At 63.2% G+C, this 13,473-nt stretch carries 15 protein-coding genes; 10 read left to right on the forward strand and 5 right to left on the reverse strand.

Features of this window, described 5'->3' with window-relative positions:
* Positions 1 to 115: 115 nt before the first annotated feature.
* A complete protein-coding gene (locus ACODS9_RS02375) occupies positions 116 to 1,969 on the reverse strand; it encodes an Lnb N-terminal periplasmic domain-containing protein (RefSeq protein ID WP_489093155.1) in 1,854 nt (617 codons plus the stop codon).
* A gap of 78 nt (positions 1,970 to 2,047) precedes the next feature.
* Entirely contained in the window at positions 2,048 to 2,536 is a 489-nt protein-coding gene (locus ACODS9_RS02380) for a DUF3015 domain-containing protein (protein ID WP_023630569.1), read from the reverse strand.
* Positions 2,537 to 2,790: 254 nt separating this feature from the next.
* On the opposite strand from ACODS9_RS02380, the gene ACODS9_RS02385 reads away from it, so the two are divergent.
* The 5 genes from ACODS9_RS02385 to bamJ all read left to right on the forward strand — a co-directional run bounded on the left by ACODS9_RS02385 (position 2,791) and on the right by bamJ (position 7,536).
* A complete protein-coding gene (locus ACODS9_RS02385; protein WP_046857189.1) occupies positions 2,791 to 5,229 on the forward strand; it encodes a Lon protease family protein in 2,439 nt (812 codons plus the stop codon).
* A 163-nt stretch (positions 5,230 to 5,392) separates the two neighbouring features.
* Positions 5,393 to 5,731, forward strand: coding sequence for a PA4575 family protein (locus ACODS9_RS02390; protein ID WP_023631147.1), 339 nt, complete (start codon positions 5,393 to 5,395; stop codon positions 5,729 to 5,731).
* A 179-nt stretch (positions 5,732 to 5,910) separates the two neighbouring features.
* Positions 5,911 to 6,399 (forward strand): TIGR00645 family protein, encoded by a 489-nt coding sequence (locus ACODS9_RS02395; RefSeq protein ID WP_023631146.1) that lies wholly within the window; start codon positions 5,911 to 5,913, stop codon positions 6,397 to 6,399.
* Positions 6,400 to 6,527: 128 nt separating this feature from the next.
* Positions 6,528 to 6,833 (forward strand): DUF6482 family protein, encoded by a 306-nt coding sequence (locus tag ACODS9_RS02400; protein WP_046857188.1) that lies wholly within the window; start codon positions 6,528 to 6,530, stop codon positions 6,831 to 6,833.
* An 85-nt stretch (positions 6,834 to 6,918) separates the two neighbouring features.
* Positions 6,919 to 7,536 carry a BamJ family beta-barrel-assembly machinery protein gene (gene bamJ / locus ACODS9_RS02405; RefSeq protein ID WP_046857187.1) on the forward strand — a complete coding sequence of 206 codons (618 nt, stop codon included), beginning with the start codon at positions 6,919 to 6,921 and terminating at the stop codon, positions 7,534 to 7,536.
* 127 nt (positions 7,537 to 7,663) lie between these two features.
* On the opposite strand, the gene ACODS9_RS02410 is transcribed toward bamJ, so the two are convergent.
* The 3 genes from ACODS9_RS02410 to ACODS9_RS02420 all read right to left on the reverse strand — a co-directional run bounded on the left by ACODS9_RS02410 (position 7,664) and on the right by ACODS9_RS02420 (position 9,524).
* Positions 7,664 to 7,909 (reverse strand): PA4570 family protein, encoded by a 246-nt coding sequence (locus tag ACODS9_RS02410; protein ID WP_038707330.1) that lies wholly within the window; start codon positions 7,907 to 7,909, stop codon positions 7,664 to 7,666.
* A 151-nt stretch (positions 7,910 to 8,060) separates the two neighbouring features.
* A complete protein-coding gene (locus tag ACODS9_RS02415) occupies positions 8,061 to 8,402 on the reverse strand; it encodes a zinc ribbon domain-containing protein YjdM (protein WP_186661734.1) in 342 nt (113 codons plus the stop codon).
* Between the two features lie 153 nt (positions 8,403 to 8,555).
* Entirely contained in the window at positions 8,556 to 9,524 is a 969-nt protein-coding gene (locus ACODS9_RS02420) for a polyprenyl synthetase family protein (protein WP_102683861.1), read from the reverse strand.
* A 244-nt stretch (positions 9,525 to 9,768) separates the two neighbouring features.
* Here ACODS9_RS02420 and rplU point away from each other — a divergent pair, with 244 nt between their 5' ends.
* From rplU to ACODS9_RS02445, 5 genes are all read left to right on the forward strand, one after another.
* Positions 9,769 to 10,083, forward strand: a complete 315-nt coding sequence (rplU, locus tag ACODS9_RS02425; protein ID WP_003247466.1) for a 50S ribosomal protein L21 — start codon at positions 9,769 to 9,771, stop codon at positions 10,081 to 10,083.
* A 37-nt stretch (positions 10,084 to 10,120) separates the two neighbouring features.
* Positions 10,121 to 10,378, forward strand: a complete 258-nt coding sequence (rpmA, locus tag ACODS9_RS02430) for a 50S ribosomal protein L27 (protein ID WP_003247464.1) — start codon at positions 10,121 to 10,123, stop codon at positions 10,376 to 10,378.
* A gap of 188 nt (positions 10,379 to 10,566) precedes the next feature.
* A complete protein-coding gene (gene cgtA, locus ACODS9_RS02435; RefSeq protein WP_217868324.1) occupies positions 10,567 to 11,790 on the forward strand; it encodes an Obg family GTPase CgtA in 1,224 nt (407 codons plus the stop codon).
* Between the two features lie 87 nt (positions 11,791 to 11,877).
* Entirely contained in the window at positions 11,878 to 12,996 is a 1,119-nt protein-coding gene (gene proB, locus ACODS9_RS02440; RefSeq protein ID WP_102683860.1) for a glutamate 5-kinase, read from the forward strand.
* Positions 12,997 to 13,001: 5 nt separating this feature from the next.
* Positions 13,002 to 13,466, forward strand: a complete 465-nt coding sequence (locus tag ACODS9_RS02445; RefSeq protein WP_110702513.1) for a CreA family protein — start codon at positions 13,002 to 13,004, stop codon at positions 13,464 to 13,466.
* The last annotated feature ends 7 nt before the right edge of the window (positions 13,467 to 13,473 follow it).

A 13,473-nucleotide genomic window follows, 5' to 3' on the forward strand; every position in this document is an offset into this window, starting at 1 on the left:
GACCACAGGACCCTCGGATTGATACCGCAAAGTCTAGGTCGGGAATTGTTGGCACTATGTCAAAACGCTGTCGAAGGATTGCACCGGGACTGGGACCGCAAAGCGGCCCAGGTGCTCAGTACTGATACCACTTCAACTCCAGCATCACCTCGTTCTGCGCCGTGGCCAGGTGGCTGAACTGGCGTGAAGCACTCAATCGCAAGCCCAGGTCGCGACTGATCTCCCATTGCTGGTTAAGGCTCACGCTGCGCCGCACTTCGCCATTGGTGAAAAAATCACCCTTGGCCTCAAGCGTCAGGTTGCCCAGCGGGTTGCGCCACAACAGCCCGCCATTGAACCCGGCGGCGGGCGAGATGAATTCGGCGAAATCGTTGTGATGCTCGACCCGCACCGTGCCCAGGGCAAAGCCCAGCAAGTCGTCACCCAGTTGCCAGGTACCGCCGGCGCCGCCGTTGACATGGCTGACCAGCACCTCGTCGTCATGCTTGCCCGGCACGCGTTCCAGGCCACCCGCGACCTGCCACGACCAAGGCTTGAGTAGTTCGTTGCGCGGTGTCAGCGAGCGGATGGTGGCCAGGTCCAGGCGTTGTACCTGCCAGTCGTTACCCTCGTACTGACGCAGCTTGAGCTGCAGGATCTCGATCTGCGCGCCGAGGGGGAAACTGTCCATGTTGTCGTTGAGGTCGTGGTAGGCCATGCGCAGGCCATACTCGGCGTAGGCGCGGTCCTCGCGGGTACCCAAGCCAAGTTGCCAGGTGCGCGACTGGTGGCCGTCCTCCGGCAGGCCGGGCCGCTCGATCTGCAATGGCGGCGGCGGGTTGCGGTTGATCGCCCTGAGCAGTTCATAGCTGCGGCCGGCCTGGGCCGGGTCGCGTTCCTGGCCATTGGCGCGGTAGCGCTCCAACCGGTAGGCGGCGTCCTGTACCAGCGCCTGACGGTCGCGGGGCAGGGCGGTGAAGGAGGGGCTTTGCAACTGCGCGGTGTCGGCGCTGATGGCCAGCACCTGCTGTTTTTCCTCGTGGTCCAGCGGCTCGGCACGGGCCAGCAGTTCACGCTCGCGGGACGGGCGGTAGCGCACGTCCGCCACCAGCCCGGACTGTTTCACCGCCTTCACGGTGTCGGTAGGGATGGCGGTCAGCGGGAACTGCGAGGTCAGGTCCAGGCTGGGGCGTGCCACCTGCAACAGCTCCAGCAGGCGATAGGAGCAGTTCTCGTCGAAGAAGAAATAGTCGAACTTGATCTGCTTGAGTTCCCACACGTGCTCGACCATGCGCCCGGTCTCTTCCGGGGTCAGGTCCAGCTGGTACTCCCACAGGTCGCGGTTTTCCAGGCTGCGGTACTCGGACAGCTTTTCCTGGTAGGGCATCATCGCGAACAGCCCGGGATAGCCGCCCATCAGGCCTTTCCAGGCATAGAGGATGCTGTTGTCGCTGCCCTCGATGTAGGCGCCGAAATTGATCGCGTAGCTCAGCAGCGTGGTGTCGTCGCGCCGGGTATTGGACTGGTCGATGCGCAGCAGCGTATGGCCGAACATCGACGACGGGCTGTTGAGATAGGCCGCCGGGAAGATCAGCGCCGCGCTGTGCGGGTCGATCGACTTGTACCAGGTATCGAATTCCTGGCAGGCCGGGCTCGGCAGATCGGTGAGGGCCAGCTGTTCGCGCAGCCAGCGGGTCCGTGCCGGGAACACGCATTGAGCGTGCTTGTCGCCCAGGCTGGCTGGGGCGTACAGCGCGGCGACCGTGGCCTGCAGCTCCTGGTCCGGGTGATGCGCGCCATCCTCGGCGAGAAAGAAGCGCGGGTCGTCCACATAGCTGCGCCAACCGCCAAGCTTGGCAGTCTCGTAGTGTCCGAGGGCGATCCAGTAGGGCGTGGCCGCCAACTGCTGGACGCGGGCCGGGTCTGGTTGTGGGGCGGCATGAAGCGGTGCGCTGACGATCAGCGCCAGGGGAACGAGGCGTTTGAGCATGTCGGGCAACTACATCCTGATGATGCCGAAAGGTGAAGCGCCAAACCCGCCCCGCTGCCGGGGCGGGAGGCGTGGTACTCAAGCCTCGGTGGCGTACTTGGCCAGTTGCGGGTCGCTCTTGAGCACCGCCAGGGTGTTGGAATGGACAGTCTCGGCAGTCACGTCGGCGCTGCTGAAGATCTGCTGGAAGTGCTCGTGGGTGACAGCGGCGAAATGCGCGCGGTCTTCAGGCGCCACACCGAGGACCACGGCATAGGTGGTCAGGGCTTCGCCCTGGCCCTGGGCCATGTCTTCGGAGAGCTCGTTCATCATGCCGTTCATGGCGAACCAGGATTTGCCGCCATAGGTGAGTGCGGCCTTGGTCGAGCAGCCGTTGGTGCCCGAGGTCATGCCGAAGGTTGCGTTGCCGGAGGTGCCGTTGGTGGTGGAAGCCAGGAAGTGGGCCGGCGTGCCGCGCTGGCCCTCGAACAGCAGGTTGCCCCAGCCGCAGTTCGGGCCGCCTGGCGCTTCGGCCATGGCGTTGATCGAGACAGCGGCGAACAGAGTACCCAGAAGAATCCGTTTCATAGCGTTGTTCTCTTTCTCAAGTGACGTACCAATGGTCAGGTTTCTGGCAACGCGGTTGCCAGGGCGGGAGGATTTCCATCCCCCTGCGCAGCTTGGAGTTTAGGCACGATCCAAAGGTTGCGTTGTTTATTGCGAAAAATTGCTTGCGTGATTGCTTGGCTTGGGCTGTGACATAAAGTCCCACGGAGCCTTGCCGCTGCGCGCTGGCAGCGCCAGAATGCCTTTCATCCGCCCCGCCGAAGTAAGGAAACCCAATGCCCGATCCTGTCGCCTCGCGCCTGCGTCTCGCGCCAGAAGCCCTGACCCGGCGTTTCTCCGCTGAACAGTTTGCTTTTTCCAATACCGACGATCTGGAGCCGTTTCGTGGTGTGCTGGGCCAGGAGCGTGCCGTCGAGGCCCTGCAGTTCGGCGTGGCGATGCCGCGCCCCGGTTACAACGTGTATGTGATGGGCGAGCCCGGCACGGGCCGCTTCTCCTTCGTCAAGCGTTACCTCAAGGCCGAAGGCAAGCGCCAGCACACCCCGGCCGACTGGCTGTACGTCAACAACTTCGAGGACTCCCGCGAGCCGCGCGCGCTGGAGCTGCCGGCCGGCAGCGCGCAAGCGTTCCTCAGCGACATGAACGGCCTGATCGACAACCTGTTGGCCACGTTCCCGGCGGTGTTCGAGCACCCTTCCTACCAGCAGAAGAAAAGCGCCATCGACCGCGCCTTCAACCAACGCTATGACCGCGCGCTGGACGTGATCGAGCGCGCCTCGCTGGAGAAGGACGTGGCGCTGTACCGCGACAGCAGCAATGTCGCCTTTACCCCCATGGCCGATGGCAAGGCGCTGGATGAAGCCGAATTCGCCCAACTGCCTGAGGAATTGCGCGAGCGTTTCCATGAAGACATCGCCGAGCTCGAGGAGCGCCTGAACGAGGAGCTCTCCAGCCTGCCGCAATGGAAACGCGAATCGAACAACCAGTTGCGCCAGCTCAACGAGGAAACCATCACCCTCGCCCTGCAGCCGCTGCTGGCGCCGTTGTCGGAAAAGTACGCGGAAAACGCCGCGGTGTGCGCCTACCTGCAGTCGCTGCAATTGAACCTGCTGCGCACCGTGGTCGAGCAACTGGTCGATGACAGCAAGACCGACGCGGTGGCGCGCAAGATGCTCGAGGAGCAGTACGCGCCCAACCTGGTGGTCGGCCACCCTGGCAAAGGCGGGGCGCCGGTGGTGTTCGAACCACACCCGACCTACGACAACCTGTTCGGTCGCATCGAATACAGCACTGACCAGGGCGCGTTGTACACCTCCTACCGCCAGCTTCGCGCCGGTGCGTTGCACCGCGCCAATGGCGGCTTCCTGATTCTCGAAGCCGAGAAGATGCTCGGCGAGCCCTTCGTCTGGGACGCCCTGAAGCGTGCCTTGCAGTCGCGCAAGCTGAAGATGGAGTCGCCGCTGGGCGAACTGGGTCGTGTCGCCACCGTGAGCCTGACGCCGCAGGTGATCCCGCTCAGCGTCAAGCTGGTGATCATCGGCTCGCGCCAGCTGTACTACGCGCTGCAGGACCATGATTCGGACTTCCAGGAGATGTTCCGGGTGCTGGTGGACTTCGATGAAGACATGCCCATGGTCGACGAGAACCTGGAGCAGTTCGCCCAGTTGCTGCGCACCCGCACCAACGAGGAAGGCATGGCGCCGCTGACCAGCGATGCGGTGGCGCGCCTGGCCACCTACAGCGCGCGCCTGGCCGAGAACCAGTCGCGCTTGTCGGCGCGTATCGGCGACCTGTTCCAGCTGGTCAGCGAGGCCGACTTCATCCGCCAGTTGGCCAGCGAGAGCATGACTGACGCCGGCCACATCGAGCGGGCGCTCAAGGCCAAGGCCCAGCGCACCGGGCGGGTGTCGCAGCGGGTACTCGACGACATGCTCGCCGGGATTATCCTGATCGACACCGAAGGCGCGGCGATCGGCAAGTGCAACGGCCTGACCGTCCTTGAAGTAGGCGATTCGGCGTTCGGCATGCCGGCGCGCATCTCGGCCACCGTCTACCCGGGCGGCAGCGGCATCGTCGACATCGAGCGCGAGGTCAACCTGGGGCAGCCGATCCACTCCAAGGGGGTGATGATCCTCACCGGCTACCTGGGCAGCCGCTATGCCCAGGAGTTCCCCCTGGCGATCTCGGCGAGCATCGCGCTGGAGCAGTCCTACGGCTACGTCGATGGCGACAGCGCCTCGCTGGGCGAAGCGTGCACGCTGATCTCGGCATTGTCGCGTACCCCGCTCAAGCAGTGTTTCGCCATTACCGGCTCGATCAACCAGTTTGGCGAGGTACAGGCGGTCGGTGGGGTCAACGAGAAGATCGAAGGCTTCTTCCGTCTTTGCGAAGCCCGTGGCCTGACCGGTGAACAAGGGGTGATCATCCCGCGTGCCAACGTCGCCACCCTGATGCTCGACGAGCGGGTAGTGCAGGCGGTCGAGGCTGGTCGCTTCCATGTCTATGCCGTCAGCCAGGCCGACGAAGCCTTGAGCCTGCTGGTTGGCGAGGAGGCCGGCGAGATGGATGACAAGGGCGAATTCGCCGAGGGCAGTGTCAACGCCCGGGTGGTCGAGCGCCTGCGGGTGATCGCCGAGATGATCAGCGAGGAAGAAATCAAGGAAGCCGAGAAAGAGCGCCTGGAGGAGGTCATCGCCCAGGCCAAGCCTGCGTAAGTCAATAAACTGGCGTTAGCGGCGAAGTGCTACCGTTCAGCGCCAGTTTTCCAACTTTTTCCTTAGGTCGGCTACAGTGGAACTTAAGGACGTTATCAGGGTTCAGGATGGAAACAGCCTGATGGTTTCAGGCTGAACAGGGCTTTACAGAGGGGACGCCGCCATGCGCAACCTCAGCCTCACCCGCCAGTGCCTGGGCCTGGTGACCCGCATCGAATGCAGCATCCGTCCGCTGGCCGGCGACAATGGCATGTGGACCTTGCTGTTCGCCGCCGGCATGGCCGGTGAACAACCCTCGGCGATCAAGGCCCAGGGCCCGTTTCACGGGCCGATGGTGGCCGAATCGGTGATGAACGCCATCGTCGACAGCCTCACCCTCCATGGCTATCAGGTCGCTGAAGATCCGCAGATCTGGTGCCTGCACCTGCAGGCGCAGTTGCGCCGGATCAATGGTGAACGTTGCCGGAACCTTGGGGATTATCAGTTCCATCCCGAAACCTGACCCAATGATCGCATCGCCAGCAAGCTCCCACACACCTGACCTGTGGGAGCCGGCTTGCCGGCGATAGGGTATCGAGGATGTATCGGGCCTGCGGCAACTGACCGCAGGCTTTTGCTGTCACAGGTGGCTGGATATACTCGCGCTCGCTTTTCCAGTCACTTCAGAGTCCCCTATTGTCCATGGAACGTATCCTCGAAAACGCGATGTATGCCTCGCGCTGGCTGCTCGCCCCGATCTACTTCGGCCTCTCGCTGGGCCTGCTGGCACTGGCCCTGAAGTTCTTCCAGGAGATCATCCATGTCCTGCCCAACGTCTTCACCCTTGCCGAAGCCGACCTGATCCTGGTGATCCTGTCGCTGATCGACATGTCGCTGGTTGGCGGCCTGCTGGTGATGGTGATGATCTCCGGTTACGAGAACTTCGTCTCGCAACTGGACATCGACGAGAGCAAGGAAAAGCTCAACTGGCTGGGCAAGATGGATTCCTCTTCGCTGAAGATGAAGGTCGCAGCGTCGATCGTCGCCATTTCCTCGATCCACCTGCTACGGGTGTTCATGGATGCGCAGAACATCTCCACCGACTACCTGATGTGGTACGTGATCATCCACATGACCTTCGTCATTTCGGCATTCGTCATGGGTTACCTGGATCGCATCACCAAGCACTGATCCGTCTGTTCTCATCGCGGGCTTGCCCCGCGATGCTTTTCAGCTCCTGACGGATGGTGGCTTGTACTTTCAGCAGGTCTGTACAAAAAATGAGCACTCATGCGTGGTTCCCGCAGCGAGGTACGCCCATGAACCTGCATCAGCTCAACACCGAGGCCAGGGCTGGCCATGTCGACGAACTAAACCTGATCGCCATCGAAGGCGGTGATTACCTGCTCGAGGCCCGGGTCAAGGGCCGCGCCCACCCACTCGACGACCCGCGTGGTCAACGCCTGCGCGTGCATTCGGTCGAGGATGCGCGCCTGCTTCTGCAATCGATCCCCCTGCTGTCGCTGAATCTGGTGCACTGGTCCGTGCAGGACGAGATGTGCGGCATGGGCACGCACCCGGAAGAAGACCTCAAAGTACCGATTTCCCAGCGTTCGGCCTGGTAGCTGCTTCGCGCGGCGCCAGTGTGCTAGGCTGCTCGCCCTTTTCATCAGGGCGCGGATGCAGTGCGCCCTCAAGCGGAGCACGCCAATGTCCGAACTCAATCTGTCCACCGACGAATCCCGCGTCAGCTACGGCATCGGCCGTCAGCTGGGTGGTCAGCTGCGCGACAACCCGCCACCGGGCGTCAACCTGAACGCCATCGTCGCCGGCCTGACCGACGCCTTCAACGGCGCCGACAGCCGCGTCAGCGAAGAAGACCTGTCGGCGGCCTTCAAGGTCATCCGTGAAGTGATGCAGGCCGAAGCTGCTGCCAAGGCCGAAGCCGCTGCTGCCGCCGGCAAGGAATTCCTGGCTGATAACGCCAAGCGTGAAGGCATCGTCACCCTGGCCTCGGGCCTGCAGTACGAAGTGCTGACCGCAGGCGAAGGCGCCAAGCCGTCCCGCGAAGACAACGTGCGTACTCACTACCACGGCACCCTGATCGACGGCACCGTGTTCGACAGCTCCTACGATCGTGGCCAGCCTGCCGAATTCCCGGTTGGCGGCGTGATCGCCGGCTGGACCGAGGCCCTGCAACTGATGAACGCCGGCAGCAAATGGCGCCTGTACGTGCCGAGCGAGCTGGCCTACGGCGCCCAGGGCGTCGGCAGCATCCCGCCGCACAGCACCCTGGTGTTCGACGTCGAGCTGCTCGACGTTCTGTAATACCGTCGGGGCCGCTTTGCGGCCCATTCGCGGGCAAGCCCGCTCCCACAGGAACAGCACAAGACCTTAGGTCGTTGCGATCAGTGTGGGAGCCGGCTTGCCGGCGATGAGGGCAGGTCTGCTAAATTCAGTTCCAATCCGTTCCCCCCGGGCGCAATGCCCGCGCATAGCAGAACAGGAACAGGTTCCTCACCAGCTCCTTGAGCACTCCCGGCTCACTCGAATTCAGCCCCATGAGGTCCAGGTCGCCCTGGTCGCGCAGTTCATCGAGCGCGTCTTCCTCGAGCACGGCGCAGACTTCGCCAGTCTCGCGATGCAGGATGCGCAGGTAAGGGTGAGGGCGGTCGAGCCAGGCGTCGATCAGATAGGTCATGGCTACTCTCCTTGGATAGCGGTTCCAATGAGAATAATTCTTATTATCAAAATAGCAAGAGACTATTGGAAGATTTCTTCCGAATGGTCCCGGCGATCCTGTTGCAGGATCTGTCAGGGCCGCCCGTTGGGCAGCCCCGAGGGGCAGGCGATCAGACCTTGCGTACGAACTCGGACTTGAGTTTCATTGCGCCGATACCGTCGATCTTGCAGTCGATGTCGTGGTCGCCGTCGCACAGACGGATGTTCTTGACCTTGGTGCCAACCTTGACCACCAGGGACGAACCCTTGACCTTGAGGTCCTTGATCACGGTGACGGTGTCGCCGTCCTGCAGGATGTTGCCGACCGAATCCTTTTTCACCACGTCGTCGCTGGCAGCTTCGGCTTCGCCGTTGGCCGACCACTCGTGGGCGCATTCGGGGCAGATCAGTTGGGTGCCATCCTCATAGGTGTATTCGGAGTTGCATTGGGGGCAGGGTGGCAGAGTGCTCACGGCGTTTCCTTTCAAGTACAGGCGGTTAAAGGCGCACATTGTATAGGGTTTAGTGATTTCCTGCACAAAAGCATCGCGGGGCAAGCCCCCTCCCACGCCATGATGTGCTGGCGTGGGAGCGGGCTTGCCCCGCGATAGGGGTGATGCGATGTGTCAGTGCGTACGCGCTACGGCAAACTCGCTCAGCTCTACCAGTGCATCCCGGTACTCGCTGGCCGGCAGCACTTCCAGGCAGGCGATGGCGCGGGCGACGTAGTCGCGGGCCATCTGCGCGGTATAGTCCAGGGCGCCGGATGCCTCGACGGCGATGCGGATCTGCTCCAGGTCCTCCAGGCCACCCTTCTGGATCGCCTGGCGCACCAGCGCGGCCTGCTCCGCGGTGCCTTCGCGCATGGTGTAGATCAGCGGCAGGGTCGGCTTGCCTTCGGCCAGGTCGTCGCCGACGTTCTTGCCCAGGGTCTCGGAGTCGCCCTTGTAGTCGAGCAGGTCGTCGACCAGCTGGAAGGCCACGCCCAGGTGGTCGCCGAAGGTACGCAGGGCCTCGCGCTGAGCGTCCGTGGCGCCGGCCAGGGCCGCGGCGCTGTGGGTCGAGGCTTCGAACAGCATCGCGGTCTTGCCGCGGATGACGTCCATGTAGATTTCCTCGGTGGTGCTGGCATCACGCACGCGCGACAGCTGCAGCACTTCACCTTCGGCGATCACCCGGGTGGCCTTGGAGAGGATCTGCATGACCGGCATCGAGCCCAGCTCGACCATCATCTCGAACGAGCGTGAATAGAGGAAGTCGCCTACCAGCACGCTCGGCGCGTTGCCCCACAGGGCGTTGGCTGTGGAGCGGCCACGGCGCATGCCGGACATGTCGACCACGTCGTCGTGCAGCAGGGTGGCGGTGTGCAGGAACTCGATGGTCGCTGCCAGCAGGCGCAGGTCATCGCCCTCGCGGCCCAGGGCCTTGCCGCACAGCAGCACCAGCAGGGGGCGCAGGCGTTTGCCGCCGGCGGACGTGATATAGTCGCCGATCTTCGATACCAGCGGCACGCGCGAGGTCAGCTGCTTCTTGATGATCTCGTCGACGGCGCTGAAGTCATCAGCTACCGCGCGGTAGAAGGTTTGGGGTTGCATCGGCTGCTCCATTGAGGTTGCGCGGCATGCTAGGTCGCAGGTATCGGTGTGTCAAGGCGCGGTGGCCGTGGCCCCGGGCCGGTACTTGCAAGCATTTATGGGGTTGCGTACAATCGCGCACCCTAACTTCCTGGGCAGCACCTGCCTTACGCAATTGCATCGGGCCGTTCCAGCCCTGTGCAGCCATGCCAGCCAATACTCATCATATAAAGCGCTGGGTGAGCAGGATTATCGGAGAAATACCATGTCTTACGCAGTAATCGTTACCGGCGGCAAGCAGTACAAAGTCGCTGAAGGTGAATTCCTCAAGATCGAAAAACTGGAAGTCGCCACTGGCGAATCCGTGACCTTCGATCGCGTTCTGCTGGTCGCCAACGGTGAAGAAGTCACCATCGGTGCTCCAGTTGTTGCTGGTGCTAAAGTAGTGGCCGAAGTCGTTTCGCAAGGCCGCCACGACAAGGTTCGCATCATCAAGTTCCGTCGTCGTAAGCACCACATGAAGCGCATGGGCCACCGCCAGTGGTTCACCGAAATCAAAATCACCGGTATCCAGGCTTAATCGCCCCGATCCCCTGAATTTATTGGAGAATTGAACCATGGCTCACAAGAAGGCTGGTGGTAGTACTCGTAACGGTCGCGACTCAGAATCGAAACGCCTTGGCGTGAAGATGTATGGCGGTCAGGTCATCAAGCCTGGCAACATCATCGTCCGTCAGCGCGGCACCGAATTCCACGCTGGCTACGGCGTTGGCATGGGCAAGGATCACACCCTGTTCGCCAAGATCGAAGGCGTGATCAAGTTCGAGAAGAAAGGCGAGTTCATGCGCCGTTACGTGAGCATCGTCGCCGCTTAATCGCGACGTCGCTCCAGAAGCCCCGTCATGCGACGGGGCTTTTTCGTTTGTGGTGAGCCTCTTGCAAAGCTGTTTGAATGGGCTGCCGGCGTTGGTTTCTGGTTCGTACGGGGCCGCCGCGCTCATCTTTGCAAGAGCCTCATGGTTTTCTGGTTTTCGACTCGTCGTCCGACGAGAGGCGGTTTTGAATGAAGTTTGTAGACGAAGTATCGATCCGGGTAAAAGCCGGTGACGGCGGCAACGGTTGCATGAGCTTCCGCCGCGAGAAATTCATCGAGAACGGTGGCCCCAACGGCGGCGACGGCGGTGACGGCGGCTCGGTGTACATGGTGGCCGACGAGAACCTCAACACCCTCGTCGACTATCGCTATACCCGCCACCACGAGGCCCAGCGCGGCCAGAACGGCGGCAGCACCGATTGCACCGGCAAGAAGGGCGAGGACCTGTTCCTGCGCGTGCCGGTCGGCACCACCGTGATCGACGCCTCCACCCAGGAAGTGATCGGTGACCTGGTCACTCCGGGCCAGAAGCTGATGGTCGCCCAAGGCGGCTGGCACGGCCTGGGCAACACCCGTTTCAAGTCGAGCACCAACCGTGCGCCGCGCCAGACCACCCCAGGCAAGCCGGGCGATCAGCGCGACCTGAAGATGGAAATGAAAGTCCTGGCCGACGTCGGTCTGCTGGGCCTGCCGAACGCCGGCAAGAGCACCTTCATCCGCTCGGTTTCGGCAGCCAAGCCGAAGGTCGCCGACTACCCGTTCACCACCCTGGTGCCGAACCTGGGCGTGGTCAGCGTCGACCGCTGGAAGAGCTTCGTCATCGCCGACATCCCCGGCCTGATCGAAGGCGCCTCCGAAGGTGCCGGCCTGGGTATCCGCTTCCTCAAGCACCTGGCCCGTACCCGCGTGCTGCTGCACCTGGTCGACCTGGCGCCGCTGGATGGCAGCAGCCCGGCCGACGCCGCCGAGGTGATCATCAACGAGCTGGCGCAGTTCAGTCCGGCGCTGGTCGACCGTGAGCGCTGGCTGGTGCTGAACAAGGCCGACATGATCATGGACGACGAGAAGGATGAGCGCGTCAAGGAAGTGGTCGAGCGCCTGAACTGGGATGGCCCGGTGTACGTGATCTCGGCTATCGCCAAGCAGGGCACCGAGAAGCTCAGCCACGACCTGATGCGTTATCTGGAAGACCGCGCCGACCGCCTGGCCAACGATCCGGCCTACGCCGAGGAACTGGCCGAGCTCGACCAGCGCATCGAAGACGAGGCCCGTGCCCAGCTGCAGGCCCTGGACGACGCCCGCACCCTGCGTCGCACCGGCGTCAAGAGCGTGCACGACATCGGCGACGATGACGATTGGGATGATTTCGAGGACGACGAAGACGGCCCGGAAATCATTTACGTGCGCGACTGATCGGTTGCAGTACACTAAACGCCGCTCTCTGGAGCGGCGTTTTTGTATCCAAGGTATCTACAGATTCGACATAGGTTGGAAGAGAAGATGCGAAGCAAGGTGACTGGCGCCAAGCGCTGGGTCGTGAAGATCGGCAGCGCGCTGCTGACCGCCGACGGCAAGGGCCTCGACCGGGGCGCCATGGCGGTCTGGGTCGAGCAGATGGTGGCCCTGCGTGAAGCGGGCGTGGAACTGGTGCTGGTCTCCTCCGGGGCCGTGGCGGCGGGCATGAGCCAGCTGGGCTGGACCACGCGACCGAGCGCGATGAACGAGCTGCAGGCCGCCGCCTCGCTTGGCCAGATGCGCCTGGTGCAGGCCTGGGAGTCGAGCTTCGGCGAGCACGGCAAGCACACCGCGCAGATCCTGCTGACCCACGACGACCTCTCCGACCGCAAGCGTTACCTCAACGCCCGCAGCACCCTGCGCACCCTGGTCGACCTGGGCGTGGTGCCGGTGATCAACGAGAACGACACCGTGGTCACCGACGAGATCCGCTTTGGTGACAACGACACCCTGGCGGCGCTGGTGGCCAACCTGGTGGAAGCCGACCTGCTGGTGATCCTCACCGACCGCGACGGCATGTTCGACGCCGACCCGCGCAACAACCCCGAGGCCCAGCTGATCTACGAAGCCCGCGCCGATGACCCGGCGCTGGATGCCGTGGCCGGCGGCACCGGCGGCGCCTTGGGCCGTGGCGGCATGCAGACCAAGCTGCGCGCCGCGCGGCTGGCCGCCCGTTCCGGTGCGCACACCATCATCATCGGTGGCCGTATCGAGCGCGTGCTCGACCGCCTCAAGGCCGGTGAGCGCCTGGGCACCCTGCTGTCGCCCGAGCGCGGCATGCTCGCCGCGCGCAAGCAGTGGCTGGCCGGCCACCTGCAGACCCGTGGCACCCTGGTGCTCGACGCTGGCGCCGTGAAGGCCCTGCGCGAATCGAGCAAGAGCCTGCTGCCGGTCGGCGTGAAGACCGTGCAAGGCAGCTTCCGCCGTGGCGAGATGGTGGTCTGCGTCGGCCCCGACGGCCTGGAAGTGGCCCGTGGCCTGGCCAACTACAGCGCCCTGGAGGCGCAGAAGATCATCGGCCAGCCGTCCGATGCCATCGAGAGCCTGCTGGGCTACAGCGCCGAACCTGAGCTGGTGCACCGCGACAACCTGGTGTTGGTCTGAAGGAGATGCAAGTGCTTAAAGGATTGATTGCCGCCGCCGCGCTGGCGCTGCCGCTGCTGGCCGGGGCCGAGGAAATCGGCCAGGTGTCCACCGTGTTCAAGTTCGTCGGGCCGAATGATCGCATCGTCGTCGAGGCGTTCGACGACCCGAAGGTCGATGGCGTGACCTGCTACCTGTCGCGGGCCAAGACCGGCGGCCTGAAAGGTGGGTTGGGTCTGGCCGAGGACCGCGCCGAAGCGTCGATTGCCTGCCGTCAGGTCGGGCCGATCCAGTTCAAGGGTGAACTCAAGGATGGCGAGGAGGTGTTCAAGGAACGCACCTCGCTGGTGTTCAAGACCATGCAGGTGGTGCGTTTTCTCGACAAGAAGCGCAACACGTTGGTGTACCTGGTGTACAGCGACCGCGTGATCGAAGGCAGCCCGCAGAATGCGGTGACGGCGATTCCGATTGTGCCTTGGGCTCAACAGTAACAGCCGG

Source organism: Pseudomonas sp. FG36 (genome assembly GCF_057809275.1).

Coding starts and splice junctions, on each gene's coding strand:
- ACODS9_RS02395 (WP_023631146.1), top strand. CDS start 5,911: ATGGAACGTATCCTCGAAAACGCGATGTATGCCTCGCGCTGGCTGCTC.
- ACODS9_RS02390 (WP_023631147.1), top strand. CDS start 5,393: ATGCGCAACCTCAGCCTCACCCGCCAGTGCCTGGGCCTGGTGACCCGC.
- ACODS9_RS02385 (WP_046857189.1), top strand. CDS start 2,791: ATGCCCGATCCTGTCGCCTCGCGCCTGCGTCTCGCGCCAGAAGCCCTG.
- ACODS9_RS02445 (WP_110702513.1), top strand. CDS start 13,002: ATGCAAGTGCTTAAAGGATTGATTGCCGCCGCCGCGCTGGCGCTGCCG.
- rplU (WP_003247466.1), top strand. CDS start 9,769: ATGTCTTACGCAGTAATCGTTACCGGCGGCAAGCAGTACAAAGTCGCT.
- cgtA (WP_217868324.1), top strand. CDS start 10,567: ATGAAGTTTGTAGACGAAGTATCGATCCGGGTAAAAGCCGGTGACGGC.
- bamJ (WP_046857187.1), top strand. CDS start 6,919: ATGTCCGAACTCAATCTGTCCACCGACGAATCCCGCGTCAGCTACGGC.
- ACODS9_RS02400 (WP_046857188.1), top strand. CDS start 6,528: ATGAACCTGCATCAGCTCAACACCGAGGCCAGGGCTGGCCATGTCGAC.
- ACODS9_RS02375 (WP_489093155.1), bottom strand. CDS start 1,969: ATGCTCAAACGCCTCGTTCCCCTGGCGCTGATCGTCAGCGCACCGCTT.
- proB (WP_102683860.1), top strand. CDS start 11,878: ATGCGAAGCAAGGTGACTGGCGCCAAGCGCTGGGTCGTGAAGATCGGC.
- ACODS9_RS02420 (WP_102683861.1), bottom strand. CDS start 9,524: ATGCAACCCCAAACCTTCTACCGCGCGGTAGCTGATGACTTCAGCGCC.
- ACODS9_RS02380 (WP_023630569.1), bottom strand. CDS start 2,536: ATGAAACGGATTCTTCTGGGTACTCTGTTCGCCGCTGTCTCGATCAAC.
- ACODS9_RS02410 (WP_038707330.1), bottom strand. CDS start 7,909: ATGACCTATCTGATCGACGCCTGGCTCGACCGCCCTCACCCTTACCTG.
- rpmA (WP_003247464.1), top strand. CDS start 10,121: ATGGCTCACAAGAAGGCTGGTGGTAGTACTCGTAACGGTCGCGACTCA.